Raw genomic sequence first — 16,081 nt, forward strand, 5'->3', positions numbered from 1 at the left:
TGACGTTTTTTTATGATGGTCAAGCTTATTGCGATATCATGAAGTGCATTATATTATTTAATTATCCTGTTATGTGTAATTTACTCCAAGATCGAGTGAATTATCAAAATTAATCGCTATTTTTCAAACGGGCGATTGGGCTTTGGTGTTTAGCGTGTCGCGTTCTGTAGGCGCCGCACAAGGAGAGGTGAGCATGCCGGCTTCAGAATCAATTTTTTCCGCCGATACGGAAGGCGGCACCCCAACCGCGTATGCCGTGCCGTCTGGTGCAAGCCGTGAGGAAATACTTGCGCACCTGCCCGCTATCGTCGCGGAAATTGCGCAGGGCGCGGCAGAGCGTGAACGGCGGCGGGAGTTGCCTTTCCCCATTTTCGAGCGACTACGCCAGACTGGACTGACCTGGTTGCGGATACCAAAATCGCTCGGAGGGCCGGGCGGCTCGCTCTCCGATCAGATCGAGGTGACGTGCGCTCTGGCGTCGGCTGATTCGAGTGTTGCGCACGCCCTGAGAAGTCATTTCGGCTTTCTGGAATCCATCGCGCTTGCCCCAGAATCGAAAGCTGCGCGGCGATATGCTCCGCTTATCCTGCGGGGCGCTCTGATGGGGGGCGCGCATATGGAGATCAACACGCCCAGACCCAATATGCTGCGTACGCGTCTGACCCGGAAGGGGGACCGTTACCGTCTCAGCGGTCATAAATATTATGCGACTGGTGCGGCTTACGCGGATTACACGAGTTTTACGGCACTGAACGATGAGGGGAAAATAGCGAGTGTTCTGGTGCCGGCACATCGCGAAGGCGTCAATATTCTCGATGACTGGGATGGCATGGGGCAGCGCATGTCAGCCAGTGGCAGTGTGGAACTCGCGGATGTAGATGTGGCGCCCGAGGAGATCGGTGCGCACGGCTTTTTTGAACATGGCGACAGCACAGCGGGCTTTATCCAACGCCATGGCGCCACCCGCGCGCAACTCCATCTCATGGCTGTTGTCTGCGGGATTGTGCGCAATATCCAGCGCGATGCGATTGACTATGTGACGAAGCGCGCCCGCTCGGCGAAACACAGCGCTTCCGAAACGGCGCGTGGCGATCATTTTGTCCAGAGTATCGTGGGGGAAATCGCGGCACTTTCCCATGCGGTCGATGTGCTTGTTGCCAGTACTGCACGCAGTCTGGATGTTTCCGCGCAGGCGATCCTCGACAGGGCGGTGAACCTGGATGACATTGTTCTTAAAAGCCAGATCGAGAATTCCAAAACGCAAATTGTCGTCGGGCGCCTTGCAATTCAGGCCGCAGAGAAGATTTTTGACACAGGTGGCGGTTCAGCGACGTCCCAGAAAAACAATTTCGATCGGCACTGGCGCAATATCCGAACCCTCCTCAACCATAATCCCGCATTCCTGCGCGGCCGGGTTCTTGGTGACTATTACCTCAACGGTGTTCGCGATGATTTCGATGAAGGGCGTGTTTTCTGAACACGGTGTCTCACTGGGCTAAATCGACAGATATGGAAAAGAGGCACGAGATGAACGATATTTTTTATTACACACGTTGCCCGGCTCCAACGGCGGTCGGGGTCGGGGCCGCGACACGTGACCTGCAACAACTGATTGAAGCGTCAGGACTGACGCCGCAGGCATTGCAGGATGCACCGGATCCTGCAATTCGGCGGCATCATTTTGAACATGGAATTGCTAATCTGCTGCGCGAGGGCGGTAATATCCCGGCTATATGGGCTCGTTCGCGCGGTGCCCGAACCCGCCTTTTGGGTATTACATGGCTGGACGAATTTCAGGCCATTCTGGTGCGTGCGGACAGTCCAGCGGTTTCTGTACGAGATCTTGCGGGCCTTCGGTTTGCTGTGCCCGACAATCAGCGCCAGACGCTCGACGTGGCGCGTATCAGTGTGCTGCGCGGCATCCAGCAGGCTCTCCGTTCAGCAGGTCTCGAACCCAAAGATGTCCAGCTTGTCGATCTGCCAGGCGGATGGAGCACGTCTCCGGGAGAACGTGGCGTAGAACAGTTCGACGCCGAACTTCAGGCTCTCAACGAGGGGCGTGTAGACGCCGTCTGGGTGAAGAGTGCCGCGGGCGCAGCAGCGGTTCGCAGCGGGATGTATCGCGTGTTATTGCGGATCGACACATTGCCGGATCCGTCGTTGAGGATCAATAACGGCACGCCCCGTACGCTGACATTCCATGAAGATTTTCTTGCCGCACGGCCTGCTCTGGCCGCTGGGGTCGTGAATCAAATTACAAAAGCAGTTGTTGATATCGGCGATGACCGGCAACGCCTTTGGAGCCTGCTGGCAGATGAGACCGGTCAGGCCGTAGAGGATGCAGAAGCGGCGTTTACACGCTTCCAAGCGGATAACCTTATTCCCCGCCTTACGCCCGAGCGCGTGTCGGCTTTGCAGGAGCAGGCGGATTTCCTGTTCGCTGAAGGTTTTATCCTTCAACCGGTCAATGTCAGCGAGTGGGCGCTTGATCCGTCTACCCTGTTGCCCGTGTCCTGAATGGCCGCAGGCTTTGGAAGGTATTGCTATGTTTACCGGTCAGATGCCTGATATCGAAAATCGATAGTGTTTTATTTTTCCGTGAAAAAAAGCAGTAAAAATAGGTATCATCACTGGAATATCATAATGGCGTTCCAAAGCATGAATAACCGGGCGTTGGCTGGTATTATTGATCTGTTCTGGCGCGGGTATAAAACGTGTGGACTGCCAACGCCTATCTGAAAAACAAGCATCCGCGTTCAGAGTTGGATGATTTATCTGTATTATGTAGATTTTTGCGGTAATTATAATGGTCTGTGCCGTTTTATGCAGTAAACCCGCTTACCAGATCTGGTAAGCGGGTTTACTTGCGTTTTATCGGTCGAGGTGTTGCCTGATGGCGTGCTGCGGGAAGCGGCTATTTTTTAGCTTACCATTTCGCATCGAGCCTGGCGTAGTAGTATCCTCCGTCGTTCCCATAGGGGGAATACCAGTTATAAGCCGGGTTCGAGATGGGAACGCTCGCATATTTCCGAGTTGAGGCCGACCATTGCGTGGGACGTTTGTTCGTTACGTTATTCGCACCAAAAACGACGGTCATGTTGGAATTGACACGGTAGCTGACATTGATATCGGTCGTGAAAGCAGCAGCATTATGCTGGTCCAGTTGCGGGCCATTTGCGTCCTTGTAGTTTGTGCTGCTCCAGCGATATTCCTTTATCATCAGATCCCAGTTCCCGATCTGCCAATCCTGGGCAAGGGTCGTGACATTCTTGGGATACCAGCTGGTCAGCTGGCTGGTGACCGAGCGACCCCATCCGATGCCGCTGCCAGCCAGAGCGCTCGGGATTCCGGACAGGCCGATGATCGACGTATTGTTCTCATCGCTCACCAGTGTCCACCGCAACGTGCCCCATTTTCCCAATTTTTCGAAATGTTCAAGACGAACGTCAAACCCTTTGGTGAGGGTATGTGCGGCATTAGTATAGAGTGTGACGCCGGTTACATTATAGATTCCGGCAGCGTTCAGAACTCTTGTGACGGTGCTGCCCTGCAGGGTTGGCGTGATGATGATCCGGTTACGGATATCTATCACGTAACCATCTACGGTGAAGGTGGTTCGCGGCAGCGGATGGGTTACGAAACCAAGGCTGGCGTTAAGGCTGTGTTCCGGCTTGAGCGCCTGTGCGCCCAATGCATTGGCAATAGCGCTCGTGGGTGATGCCTGAACCGTATATTGCTGATAAAGCTGCCCGGTGGTCGGATTGGTGACATATCCACCTGTGGATTGGGTATAATGCTCCTGCTGCAGCGTGGGGGCCGAAAATCCGTTGCTTATGGTTCCACGCAGGGCAAATTTCTTATTGAAATCATAACGCCCGGAAATCTTGCCAATCGGAGCGCTGCCGAAGTCGGTCCAGTACTCATAACGGCCAGCGATATCGAGTGTAAGCTTGTCTGTAATTTTCTGGTTTAGTTCCGCGTACACAGCCGCGTTGTTACGGCTCCATCCGCCAACATCCTTGGGGTCGAAGCCTTTCATGCCTGATGCGCCGGGATTGGGCGCGATTCCTGCATTGGCGCCTCCCGCAGGCCAGATAAAGCTGCCATCCTCGTAAGATGCCCATTCTCCCGCGTAGGAGTTGAAGGTTTCTCGCCGATGTTCGATCCCGAGTGAAACCGACAGCGGACGGGAAAAAAGCCCGGTGTCGAATTTTCTGGAAAGATCGAAATTATTGACCCATTCGCCGTTTATAAGCGAGCCATCATAGAAATTATGCTTGTTCTCGTATTGGCGGCCGAGCGAAGGGTTGAGGCTGTTGAGTGTGTACACCTGGGCCCGGTCGCTGCCATAGCTGGAACTGACATCCCATTTCCAGCCAAAGAAATCCTTGCCCTTGAACCCGAATACAGCCTGATAGTCGTTCTCTGCGATTGACGAAAGTGGCATATATCCGTCCGGATAGATCCAGGGAAAATTCTGTGGCGATATGGCGGTGCGGTAGAAAAGATAGCCATCCGAGTTCCGGTGATCGAACGTGGCATTGCTGTAGAAAACCACGGAATCGTTCAAAGGGACGGCAGTATTATAGGCAAAACTGAAATTTCTGGCGGCAGGTTGCCCTTCGATCTGACGGAATCTGGACATGCTATATTCGCGCGGATCAAGCTGGCCATTACTCAGTTTGGGATAGATACGGGACGAGAGAGGATAAGAACCGTAGACGTTCGTTGGGGATTTGATATCAATATTACCGCTGAGCGAGAAAAAACTGCCTTCCGGTCCAAGGTCGAAACCCTGGTTGAACTGTATCGTACCCGTCCGGCCCCAAAGGTCCGACTGGTCGCCTACGGTGGAGCCGTACTGGCCGTAACCGAAGCTGGCTGCGCCGCCTTTTGCGTTTTTCTTCAGGACGATGTTGATGACGCCGGCTATCGCGTCTGAACCGTATTGCGCGGCAGCACCATCTTCAAGAATCTCGATATGGTCAACCGCGCTCATCGGGATCATGTCCAGATCTGTCGGTGATTCGCCGGAAATGAAAAGCGATGTTTTATGACGCCGTTTTCCGTCCACAAGGATCAGGGTATCTTTCGAATCCAGACCGCGCAAACGTGCGGTGCGAACGGCTTCACCCTGCTGCCCTTGATAACCGGCCGTGCTGGTATAGCTGGGGAAAAGCTCGGCCAGAGCATCCCGCAGGGTCTGTTTCCCGGTTTTTTTGATGTCTGCTGAGGTCACAAGGGCAATGGGCGTCAGGCTGTCTTCGACCCGACGCGCACCGCTGCGGCTACCGGTTACGACCAGCTGCTCTGCCGCGGCGCTGACTTGAGGACGAGGAGATGCAGCAAGAGGCGCAGCGATAGTCTTGGCGGCATCAGTTGTCTTCAGTGTTACGGGGGCGGGGGCAAATTTGTGCTTCTGGACTGAATCCGGGTTGCTGGCCGTTTCGGCCTTGGCCAGTTCAGGCAGGGAAAGGCTTAAAATCGGTGGCAGTAGAAACGGGATCACGAATTTGCGGTGCTGCGCCAGCATGGAGATGCTGTTCCTTCTCGATATATCACTATAAGATATAGTTTAAACAAAAAAGACGTTCAAATATTTGCTATATAAATTAAAACCTAGAGTCAAAGTGTTTTATGTTAACAGCGAAATTATATAGTGAATTATGAGCGCAAGTTCTCGACGCATTCTGCCGCTCATAGAGGATAACCGTCATTGGCGGCTGGCGTTTTTACGTCGTCTCTGCACAGTGTCCAGCGACATGGTAATGCGTGGCACTCCCGGTGATCTGTGTCGCAGGCGCAGGCGCAGGCGCAGGATCAGCGATGCGACCAGCTACATCCGACGGTTAAAATACGAGCGCGATGGAGGAGGTTGGAAGCGGGACGACTTCAGGACCTTTGATGAAGGGCGTGCGAAATTGAAACGGGTCCGGGGAGAGTATTCCGGGCGTCTCGAAGATGTGGTGGAAGGCATATACACCATGGACTGACCAGTGACGTATGCGTTGCGGGACAGGCCTTCGTGCCGGTCCGGGCGCTCACGTCGGTGTGGTGGTCCGTCTCCGGCTTGATGAGTGCGGGGTGTTGGTTTTCGCTAAATCCGGAACGGTTCAAAGCCTGGACGCCCACAGTTCCAGCGCGTCTTCAACTGACGTACCGCTATTTATGCAATTCTGAACAGTGATGATCCAGAGAGACAGAATTCGCCATAAACGCAATTCTAGCGCTAGCTTGGAACAATCAGCCCTTTCAGCGGGTCTGTTTTCGGGCCGGGAAATACCGTTGCAATTGCCAGCGGTGATAGGTGCAGATGGTCGCACAGGATACCGGCGGCCACAGCACGTAAATCCGTGGTAGGGGCAAGATCCCGGTTTTCAAAAAGCTGGCCGGGTCGCAGGCCGGGCCATGTTCCTCTGACCTTTCCTCCTGCTACGGCGCCACCAGCCAGGAATGTGACTGTGCCAGTGCCATGGTCTGTTCCGCCTGTTCCGTTCATGCGCACTGTCCTGCCAAACTCCGTCATGGCCAGAACGACCGTGCGTTTCCAGCTTTCTCCCAGGCTTTGACGCAGGGCATCAACCCCACGATCGAGTTGGGCGAGAGGGCCGGCCAGTCGTCCGAGTTGCGCTGCGTGCGTGTCCCATCCGCCGATTTCCAATGCGGCGATCCGGGGCCCGTGGGGTGTGGCCAGCATTTGCCCCGCAGCCATTGAAAGTTTTGTAAAAGCATCCGACTGGCCTTGTTTGCCTATGACGGGAGGCTTTATTGTTTCGGCCATGGCGGCATCTGAAAAACCCCGTGCTTTCAGCCCGTCCCGGAACGCTGGCCCTGTGACGGGATCAGCAGAGTTCAGGGCAAGGATCTGGTTGTAAAGTGTCTCGTCCGGGTGCTGGCTTCCTGCTGGTGCATAGCTTCCAACCCGGGCTGATCCGCGCAGCAGAAGCGGAACGGTCAGTCCCATGGCCAGTCCATATCCGTCCGGTCGGTTGGCCCTGCCCGCCAGAACGGAAACGGCCCGGTTCAGCCAGCCACTGTTCAGGCGGGTATCCGTACCGCTTTCAAGATAGTCCTGCGCTTCAAAATGGGAGCGACTGCGATAATGTCCTGCAACGGCATGAACAGGCAGCATCTGCCCGTCCCCGTAAAGTCCATGCAATGTCTGCAAAGAGGGGTGCAGCCCGTAGAACCCACCCAGATCAAGAAGGCCCCCATCCCGTCCAGGTTCGGGAAGGACAAGGTCGCGGCGGTGCGTTCCAAGGTCAGCATCTCCATATGGCGTGACAGCCGACAGGCCATCCAGCGCCCCCCTGAGAATAATAACCACAAAGCGTGGATCGTCTGGCCCACCGACCGGACCTGCTAATGCGAGAGAAGCGCGCCCAAGCACACAGCTCACAGCTCGCGGCCAGGCCCAGCAGGGTTGCGCGACGATGGATCATCATGAATCAGCGCCTCTGGAATTCGGGGGATGAAAACAGCAGGGTCAAAGCATCCTGACGGGAACCGGCCCGATGCATGGCTAACTGTGTCTGGGGGCGGAGCGCTGGCCCGAGGGCGAGATGGGCAACCTCCATAGGGTCTGCGGTCCGGGCATGTGCGGCCATTCTCCAGGCCCAGTCTGTGCGGGCGAGCATATCCGCTGGTGCACACCAGTCTGCGGCGCGATCGCTCCAGCCGTTGGGCAGTGGCGCTGTCCATAACGGCTGCCCAAGGGACGAGAAGGCTGCAAAAAGCCGGTGGGGGGCAGAATGCGGGTTTTCGTCTGCTGCATCAGGTTCTCCTCCCTCGGCCAGGGCCCGCATGACGGCGGTGGCATAATCCATGGGAGATCGGAACTTGCCACCTGCGCGGTTTGCATCATGCAGGTCCGCAAGGGCAAGAGAGGCTTCGCGGAGGTTTCCCTCACTGTCCCTGAGTACGGATGCCAGATGCTTGATATCCTGCGGTGCCGGCGTATCGGACATGAAATGTCCGACCAGCCGGGCCGCAATATGCCGGTAGGTTTGCGGATGGGTGCCCAGAAAGTGCAGGGCCTGCATGCCTCCTTCCTCACCTTCGGGAAATGTCTGGCCCATCATGGTCTTGGTGCCAGGTTCATGGGATTTTTCCCGGAATATGAAACCTGGCTGCTCGGCCTGCATGTCGATGCTCCAACCCGTCAGGATAGTCGCGAAGGACGTTACGTCGCTCTGGCTGTAGCCTGCGGCGGGAGAGACGGTATGAAGTTCCAGACATTCGCGGGCCAGGTTTTCGTTAAGTCCACGATGGCTCCTGCGTCCAGCAGGGCTATGGGGGCCGATGGAGGAGGTATTGTCCAGATACATCAGCATGGCGGGGTGGCGCATCACAGCCAGCAGCATGTCAGAAAACCGCCCTGTTACATGCGGGCGAATGGCCTCGCGCAGATAGGCGCCAATGACTGCCCGTGTACTGCCCTGACGAAGGCTGACGGTAAAATGGTTGAACCAGAACCAGACCAGTCGTTCACGGAAAGGCTGGTCCGTGACAAGAAGGGTGTTCAGCTGGGTTGCGACTTCTGCCTGAAAGATTGGCTTGACCAGGGGATCGCCCTGCATCCTGGCTTTACGTTGCTCCCGCAAGGCAAGCAGGCCATCCGAACACGGCCTGACAGCCTTGAAGTTAGCGGCATCAGGCTGATCAAGCTGGAGCGCAAGCCACTCCCGGAGAGGCCCGTCGGGCGTAAGGTCATTCCTCTGACCCCAGCCAAACCTGTTGATGGCACTGACAAGTCGCATGTTAATCTCATACTGTCCGAAGGACGGGAGTGGCAGGACTTCTGTATGGGATAATCGTTGTATGTGGCAAAAGATGGTCGGTGTTGGATATATGTTCGGGGCAGTTAACGGAAATCTGGATAGGTCGTCTGCTCAATGGAGATGATGAAATCCGGTGCAGCAGTTCTCGAATGGCCGGCTCTGATCGTGTGGATTTTCTAAAAATACTGCTATGGCATGGATTTATTTTTCTTCAGCAAATTTAATGTCCTGACTTTTAATCTCTGGTTGCACGGTTTTTTTCGCTTGGCAGGGAACGGACAGTGTCGTGCGTCGGTCGGGGTTTGCGTTCTCCTCCGCGTGCAGGGGGGCATTGCTGACCATCTCGTGGGGATGGTCCATGCCCAAACGGTTCGTGACCTGTTGCATCCCCAGGCCTGCCGCCTGGCCACCTATTCCATTCATGCCGGGTATGGCTGAGAGCGCTATAGGCGCCAGATGACCCAGCTCGGTTCCAACAGTGGTCAAGATATGACCGTGACTGTCCGGGTGTGCAGCAGGGAGCGCGCAAACCGTGTCGGCATCTTTCGGCTGTGAGCGAGAGCAGCCCATCATCAGAACACACCCGAACGCGCAGACAAGAAGGTTGTGTCTGATAGGACGCATGCTTTGTAGTCTCTCTCTTTCTTTAAATGCCTGGGTCTTCAAAAGAGCACGCGCGGTATATGCTCATCATTGGCGGGTTAAAATCAGTTCATCAAGTATTTAAAAGGGTGAAGCTGCGAATTTGATAAAATTCCGGAGATAATGCATTTCGTCATCATGATTCCTGACGCCCGAGGAGTATCTTTTGCACAATGCTTTTTACCTGATTTTGCAGGGTAAAGTCTAAAGCGGGTGGCATATTCCTCCATCACTCAGTGCTGAAATGCCGCGACACTGCTGCAATGTGTTGAAGTGGTGCGCGCTGGTTTCCGTCGTGCTGCTGCTGACACCCACCGTCAGGAAGGTATTGCCCGACACGCTCATATCCAGCCTGCCAGAACTGACGTAAACGCCCGATAACGTCTGTTCGGTCGAACGGATATCGATCCGTTGAGAGCATCATGTTATGGCGAGGCTTTTCTGAGGCCCTGCGAGAGAGGCAGCGTGTGTTGATCCAGTAGAGCTACATTTTCGTGAATGGCTCTGATCAAAGCTGTAACTGCCTGACTGCCTTGTGTGCCTTTTTGTTGTTCCAGGACAAAGGGCAGGTCGGGCAGGAGGGGAAGGCCTGCAGTACGGGCGTCGATAATTTGTACGCCGTCGGGAATGAAACTGCGACCGAACGCCGAAATTCCAAGTCCCGCTATAACGCCGGCTCTGAGCCCGGTGATGCTCAAACTTGTGTGGGTAATGGTGAATGGAATGCGGGCCGCGTTGAGCGCTTCAAGTGCCATATTACGGCTAAGGCTGGGTTCGGGATGGAGAGCAAGTGGGAGTGGGCGCTGGTTGTATAAATCCGGCTCCTCCGGAGAGGCGACCCAGACAAGCGGATCGGCCATAAGAGGTTCGGACTGCTGAGTAGCAGTGCGCGTTTTGATAAGAGCAATGTCGAAGAACCCGGCATGCAGCTTGTCGAGCAGATTGCCGCTGAGGCCGACCTCGATCTGTAGCGTAACTCCGGGATAAAAGCGCCGAAAACGCCGAAGAATATCTGGAAGCCTCGATGTCGCGAAATCTTCTGCAACGCCCAGATTAACGTGTCCCGTTACGTTGGGTGCCGCGAAGTCATTCTCTGCATCCATTATGGCGCCAAGAATGCGTCTGGCGTGCGGTAGCAGGCGCTCTCCTTCCGGCAGAAGGGTCACGCGGTGTGTCGAGCGATGAAATAGACGCTGCCCAAGTTGCGCTTCAAGCCTGCGGATCTGCTGGCTGACAGTGGATTGCGTTAATCCCATTCGGTCTGCGGCAAAGGTGAAGCTTCCTTCTTCTACCAGGGCCAGGAAGCTTTCCAGAAGGTCAGTATGAATCATAATATTATTATTAATATATCCACTCACCGACCTGTCAATAATTTATTCTTCCACTGAAAACTTTTCTAAGCGTAGTGTTCCTGTAGCCGGACGCAATGGCGGACAGGACAAGATTGATGACGGATTGGACCAAGCAAAAAAAAGAACGGGCGCGGCGCCTTGAGGCGGCGGCTCCGTTTGTATCGGGTAAAGTGGTGGAGCCGGAGAATGTTACCGCTTTACTCAGGAGCGTTATTTGCAGCGAAGACCGGGTGTGCCTTGAGGGTGACAACCAGAAACAGGCTGATTTTCTGGCAGAGTGCCTGACGCAGGTTGATCCTGCTGATGTGCATGACCTGCATATCGTGCAGTCAGGTCTGGTGCTGTCTGAGCATCTTGATCTGTTCCGGCTCGGAATTGCCCGCAAGCTGGATTTCTCATACTCAGGTCCCCAGTCTGCGGCTATTGCAAGAGCTCTGGACCAGGGAAAGATCGAACTGGGTGCCATTCATACGTATATCGAACTCTTTGCCCGCTATTTTGTTGATCTGACCCCTAACGTCTCTCTTATTGCGGCAGTGAGCGCGGATCGGAACGGTAATCTATATACAGGTCCAAACACCGAAGATACGCCGACGATCGTTGAGGCAACTGCCTGCAAAAACGGGATTGTTATTGCTCAGGTTAACAAAATTGTCGACGAAGTGCCACGCACGGACATTCCGGGTGATCAGGTGGACTTTGTTGTCGAGGCTCCCAGGCCCTTTTACGTCGAGCCATTGTTTACCCGTGACCCGGGGGCCGTGACTGAGACGCAAATTCTGATGGCGATGATTGCCCTGAAAGGCATTTACGCTGAATACCGGCCGCGCAGGCTTAACCACGGTATAGGGTTTGCTACGGCTGCAATTGAACTGCTTTTGCCAACTTACGGTGAACAGCTTGGTTTGCGTGGGGAGGTCGCAACGCACTGGGCTCTCAATCCGCATCCTACGCTTATACCCGCGATTGAAAGCGGCTGGGTGCAGCAAATCCACTGCTTTGGCAGTGAAGTTGGCATGGATCGCTACATGTCTGCACGGCCGGATGTGTATTTTATAGGCCATGATGGAACGCTGCGTTCTAATCGCCTCCTGTGTCAGAATGCGGGACTTTACGCCTGTGACATGTTTATAGGATCTACGCTTCAGATTGATCTTGCGGGCAATTCCTCCACCGTTACGCCAGATCGGATCGCGGGCTTTGGCGGTGCGCCGAATATGGGATCTGATGCGCATGGCCGCAGGCATGTCTCTGATGCATGGTTGAAAGCAGGACGTGAAGCGGCGGGGAGCGATGGGCCTCTTGTGCGGGGACGCAAGCTTGTCGTGCAGATGGTCGAAACATTTGGTGAAGGCATGAAACCTGCCTTCGTTGAAGAACTCGACAGTATCGCCCTGGCCCGCAAGCTGGGTATGCCTTTGGCACCTGTCATGATTTTTGGTGACGACGTGACGCATATCGTCACGGAGGAGGGGATCGCTAACCTTCTTCTGTGTCGTGATGCTGACGAGGTGGAGCAGGCGATCCGCGGAGTTGCTGGCTACACGCCGGTAGGTCTTGCCCGTGACCGGACAAAGGTAGAAGACCTGCGCGCACGTGGTGTGATCCGTCGTCCGGAGGATCTGGGAATTGATCTGCTGCAGGCCGATCGTAACCTTCTTGCCGCCAGATCCGTTCGTGATCTTGTTTCATGGTCTGACGGCCTGTACGCGCCACCGTCGAAATTCCGCAACTGGTGAGGTCTTCCATGGAAAAATTCACCATACTGACCCGGGCGAAAGCGCCACTGGGTGGAGAGCGTTCTGAAGCGATGACCGGTGTCGTTGCTTCGGGAAATCTGGAAATTCTCTTTGAAAGGGCGGAAGACCCTTTAGCTGTTACGGTGGAGGTGATGACGGCATCACACGGGTATCAACCGGTATGGGATGCCGTCATCCGCGATTTTGTCGAGCGGGCCTCTCCGGGTGGAGTGCATATATCCATTCACGATAACGGAGCGCGGCCAGACACTGTGCTGCTGCGTCTGATGCAGGGTGCCAGGCTTATGGAGGTGTCGTCATGATTCCGAAAAATGTGCTGAGTGAGCCGAGCTGGTATGAATCATCTGCACGGGCACGGATTGACGGTCTGCTGGATTCAGGAAGTTTTGAAGAAATTCTGCCCCCGCAAAGTCGCGTTATGAGTCCTCATTTGGCATTGTTCGATCTGCCTCCGGCTTTCGATGACGGGCTGATTGTGGGGCGTGGTCAGATTGATGGTTGTCCTGTCGCGATAGCGGCACAGGAGGGCCAGTTCATGGGCGGTACATTTGCTGAGGTCAGCGGTGCCAAGCTTGTTGGTCTGCTACGGGGCGTTGCCAAAAGTGCCGGTACACGCCACGGGGTGGGCGCTGTTCTCCTTTTGCTTGATACAGGTGGCGTACGGCTGCAGGAGGCCAACGCGGGTGAAATGGCTGTTTCAGAAACCATCCGTGCCATTCTTGATGTTCGACGTGCAGGCGTTCCGGTCGTTGCCCTGATAGGGGGGAGGGCCGGTGCGTTTGGAGGGGGCGGGCTGGTGACTGCGTGCTGTTCGCACGTTGTGATTTCCGAACAGGGTCGCATTTCTGTTAGCGGACCGGAAGTCATTGAAACCAACAAAGGCGTGGAAGAGTTCGATTCTCGTGACCGGGCTCTTGTCTGGCGTGTCACGGGGGGCGCAGCCGTGTTCTTCTTGGTGGTGCTGACAGTTACGTTAAGGGAGATGTCGGCAGTTTTCGTAAAGCTGCGGCACAGGCACGCAACACCATGCCTTCTTTTTCACTGGAAACGCTGGAGCGCGAGCAGGAGCGTCTTGCCGAGCGCTTGAAATTGTACGGTGCCTGTCGTGATACGCCGGAGATTTGGCGGATTGCTGGTCTGCCAAAGCCAGAAGGCATCGCTGACATGACTGAGGACGATTTCATGTCTCTGCTGGCCAGGGAGGGATTACACCATGATGCCCGATGAACTGATCTCTACCTTGTTCCCTCAGGGGCATACGATTTCACCCGGTGCTGAAAACACTTTTTCAGGTCAGGCGCAGGTCGCCGGGAAGACGGTTGAGGTTTTGGGAATTGCAGACAGCACACCGCTGGGTCCCGAAACGGCGCTTGTGCTGGCTGGTCGCGTCTTGGAGATTGTGCGAGCAGGGCGCGATGTTCCCATTGTCTTTCTAATCGATACAGCCAGCCAACGGATGACCCGGCGTGATGAAATGCTGGGGCTGAATGAATATCTCGCACATCTGGCCAAAAGCATTACGCTTGCAGGTGTTTCCGGGCATAGAACAGTCAGCGTACTCTATGGCACGGCGGCTGCAGGCGCATTTATTGCCACGGCACTTTCAACGCAGACGATGGTGGCTGTAGATGGCGCCCACCCGAGTGTCATGGATTTACCATCCATTGCCCGTGTTACAAAACTGCCGTTGGATGTGTTGACCGAGAAAGCGAAAGAAACGCCTGTTTTCGCGCCCGGCGTCGCGCCTTTGGCGGCAACCGGTGCTATTTCTGAAACCTGGAAAATTTCCGACAGGCAGTGTGCTGAACGACTGGCGGCCCTGCTTGATGACAGAGCGCAGACTGATGCGGACCGCCGGGACGTGCTGGGGGCGACCCGGGGCGGACGAAAGATGGCGGCCGAGGTGGCCCGACGCGTGGAACTCGCCTTTGCACGAGATGCTACCGTATCGGAAGCACGCTGATGTTGTCGATCTGGCGGCATAGACTGCTTGTTGTCAGACAGGACATCTGGCGTGAGGTCTGTGATGCCACGCCTCTGGCACTGGATGATGATCATGCCAGATCTGTTGTGCGGAACTGGGCCATGAGTGGATGGCCGCTGATCTGCCGCCGCCCCTGCCAGAAGGAGCGCCTGGAAATAGAAGCTGGAGGTGTCGCTGTTGGACTGCCCTTACCGCCCTGTATGGGGAAACAGCGCCTTTCGTTCATGCTTCCATATTCTGGGCTGGCAGGTTTTTCCGGAGCAGTATGGCCGCAAGATAATATCGCTTCTCCGGGCCTGACATCTGCCCGGTTGCAGGATGTCAGGCAGCTAACGGCCCTTGGAATGCGGCATGGTTTTGCCCCAGAAGCTGCTGGCAGTTTCCTGTGGGAGGCGGTGACGGGTATGCCTTATCTTTCTGAAACATCGGATTTTGATGTGATCTGGCGTTTACCATCCGCATCAATAGGCGATGTTGATGCTCTCTCAGCTTTTCTTGATGATCTCGAGCAGACAGCACGCAGGCTGTCCATTCGTCTTGATGGTGAGATTGTTTTTCCAGGCGATAGGGCCGTGCAATGGCAGGAGCTGTGCTCGGCACGGCCTGATGACGATGTTCTGGTAAAAACCGTTCATTCTGTCAGCCTTGTGCCAGTCAGGAACTTGATCGAAATAACAGCGGGGGTAGCAGCGTGAAATACGTCCCCCTTTGCAGAACAGCCGCTTTTCCCGCCATATCCGCAGAGGATGTCGCGGGGATTGTACAGGAATGCCTGCTTGATGAGGTACGGACATGGCCCAAACCGGGACTTGTCAGTCACATTGATACGGGTAGTCACACCGACATGACACTTGCCCATTTTGAGGCAAGTGCGAAGGCGATTAGTCCCTACTTCGCCGCGCTTTACCGCGCGGGGTATAGGGGAGAGAAGCTTCCTGCTCTGCGTAGAACAGGTATTGCAGCAGAAGAAGAGATGCTGCGCGCGACAGGTGGTATCAATACGCATCGGGGCGCAATCTGGGCGTTGGGACTATTGAGCGCGGCACTCGGCTGGCGTACGGCACGGGGACTAAAACTGTCGTGCTGCGATGTGGTGAGGCAGGTATGGGGTGCGGAAATTCTCGAAACATGTCATGACCCCTCCAGTCATGGAGGGGTAGCCCATCGGCTTTATGGTGCAGGTGGCGCACGTATCGAGGCGGGGTGGGGGTTTCCTCTTATCCGCACCGTGGGCCTGCCAGCATTGCGCAGAGGCCGTGAACTGAGTCCCGGCGATGAAGAAGCTGCGCGGGTACAGTGCTGCATGGCGTTAATCGCGGAGCTTGAAGATACAAATATTTTGTATCGCGGCGGCATGGAAGGGTTGTCCTACGCCCGCAACGGTGCGGCCATGTTTCTGAGGCAAGGGGGAGTCGGGCGCCTGGATTGGCGTATGCTCGCGCATAATCTGCACCGTGGTTTTGTATTCCGAAAGATTTCACCGGGAGGAGCAGCTGATGGCCTGGCTGCCTGCCTGTTTCTGGAACGCCTGGAGACTCTCTGCTCGTACTGACATGTCCTTCT

General features: G+C 55.4%; 14 protein-coding genes and 1 pseudogene. 9 read left to right on the forward strand and 6 right to left on the reverse strand.

Features of this window, described 5'->3' with window-relative positions:
* The first annotated feature begins 193 nt into the window (after positions 1 to 193).
* Positions 194 to 1,477, forward strand: coding sequence for an acyl-CoA dehydrogenase family protein (locus ABF990_RS02840; protein ID WP_415499759.1), 1,284 nt, complete (start codon positions 194 to 196; stop codon positions 1,475 to 1,477).
* 50 nt (positions 1,478 to 1,527) lie between these two features.
* Positions 1,528 to 2,517: an ABC transporter substrate-binding protein gene (locus ABF990_RS02845; protein ID WP_415499731.1), complete on the forward strand. Its 990-nt coding sequence runs from the start codon at positions 1,528 to 1,530 to the stop codon at positions 2,515 to 2,517.
* Between the two features lie 409 nt (positions 2,518 to 2,926).
* On the opposite strand, the gene ABF990_RS02850 is transcribed toward ABF990_RS02845, so the two are convergent.
* Complete coding sequence (locus ABF990_RS02850) at positions 2,927 to 5,533, reverse strand: TonB-dependent receptor plug domain-containing protein (RefSeq protein ID WP_415499732.1); 2,607 nt, start codon at positions 5,531 to 5,533, stop codon at positions 2,927 to 2,929.
* 133 nt (positions 5,534 to 5,666) lie between these two features.
* On the opposite strand from ABF990_RS02850, the gene ABF990_RS02855 reads away from it, so the two are divergent.
* Positions 5,667 to 5,993: a hypothetical protein gene (locus ABF990_RS02855; protein WP_415499733.1), complete on the forward strand. Its 327-nt coding sequence runs from the start codon at positions 5,667 to 5,669 to the stop codon at positions 5,991 to 5,993.
* A 236-nt stretch (positions 5,994 to 6,229) separates the two neighbouring features.
* Here ABF990_RS02855 and ABF990_RS02860 read toward each other — a convergent pair.
* From ABF990_RS02860 to ABF990_RS02880, 5 genes and pseudogenes are all read right to left on the reverse strand, one after another.
* A pseudogene (locus tag ABF990_RS02860) lies at positions 6,230 to 7,445 on the reverse strand (DUF1501 domain-containing protein).
* A 3-nt stretch (positions 7,446 to 7,448) separates the two neighbouring features.
* The gene (locus ABF990_RS02865; protein ID WP_415499734.1) at positions 7,449 to 8,759 is read right to left on the reverse strand and encodes a DUF1800 domain-containing protein; all 1,311 of its coding nucleotides are present in this window, start codon (positions 8,757 to 8,759) and stop codon (positions 7,449 to 7,451) included.
* 222 nt (positions 8,760 to 8,981) lie between these two features.
* Positions 8,982 to 9,266 (reverse strand): hypothetical protein, encoded by a 285-nt coding sequence (locus tag ABF990_RS02870; RefSeq protein ID WP_415499735.1) that lies wholly within the window; start codon positions 9,264 to 9,266, stop codon positions 8,982 to 8,984.
* A gap of 360 nt (positions 9,267 to 9,626) precedes the next feature.
* Positions 9,627 to 9,761, reverse strand: coding sequence for a hypothetical protein (locus ABF990_RS02875; protein ID WP_415499736.1), 135 nt, complete (start codon positions 9,759 to 9,761; stop codon positions 9,627 to 9,629).
* Between the two features lie 86 nt (positions 9,762 to 9,847).
* Complete coding sequence (locus ABF990_RS02880) at positions 9,848 to 10,753, reverse strand: LysR family transcriptional regulator (RefSeq protein ID WP_415499737.1); 906 nt, start codon at positions 10,751 to 10,753, stop codon at positions 9,848 to 9,850.
* A gap of 116 nt (positions 10,754 to 10,869) precedes the next feature.
* Between ABF990_RS02880 and mdcA the strand changes: the two genes are divergently transcribed.
* The 6 genes from mdcA (at position 10,870) to mdcB (ending at position 16,070) form a co-directional block, all read left to right on the forward strand.
* Positions 10,870 to 12,513, forward strand: coding sequence for a malonate decarboxylase subunit alpha (gene mdcA, locus ABF990_RS02885; RefSeq protein ID WP_415499738.1), 1,644 nt, complete (start codon positions 10,870 to 10,872; stop codon positions 12,511 to 12,513).
* An 8-nt stretch (positions 12,514 to 12,521) separates the two neighbouring features.
* On the forward strand, positions 12,522 to 12,836 hold the full coding sequence (mdcC, locus tag ABF990_RS02890) for a malonate decarboxylase acyl carrier protein (protein WP_415499739.1): 315 nt from the start codon (positions 12,522 to 12,524) through the stop codon (positions 12,834 to 12,836).
* Positions 12,833 to 13,621, forward strand: a complete 789-nt coding sequence (locus ABF990_RS02895) for a biotin-independent malonate decarboxylase subunit beta (RefSeq protein WP_415499740.1) — start codon at positions 12,833 to 12,835, stop codon at positions 13,619 to 13,621. The genes mdcC and ABF990_RS02895 overlap by 4 nt, the downstream gene beginning before the upstream one ends.
* 126 nt (positions 13,622 to 13,747) lie before the next feature.
* A complete protein-coding gene (locus tag ABF990_RS02900) occupies positions 13,748 to 14,497 on the forward strand; it encodes a biotin-independent malonate decarboxylase subunit gamma (RefSeq protein ID WP_415499741.1) in 750 nt (249 codons plus the stop codon).
* Positions 14,497 to 15,213, forward strand: a complete 717-nt coding sequence (gene mdcG / locus ABF990_RS02905) for a malonate decarboxylase holo-[acyl-carrier-protein] synthase (protein WP_415499742.1) — start codon at positions 14,497 to 14,499, stop codon at positions 15,211 to 15,213. Before ABF990_RS02900 ends, mdcG begins: the two co-directional genes overlap by 1 nt.
* On the forward strand, positions 15,210 to 16,070 hold the full coding sequence (gene mdcB, locus ABF990_RS02910; protein WP_415499743.1) for a triphosphoribosyl-dephospho-CoA synthase MdcB: 861 nt from the start codon (positions 15,210 to 15,212) through the stop codon (positions 16,068 to 16,070). Before mdcG ends, mdcB begins: the two co-directional genes overlap by 4 nt.
* Positions 16,071 to 16,081: the final 11 nt, after the last annotated feature.

This window comes from Acetobacter sp., assembly GCF_047723915.1.
Classification (GTDB): domain Bacteria; phylum Pseudomonadota; class Alphaproteobacteria; order Acetobacterales; family Acetobacteraceae; genus Acetobacter.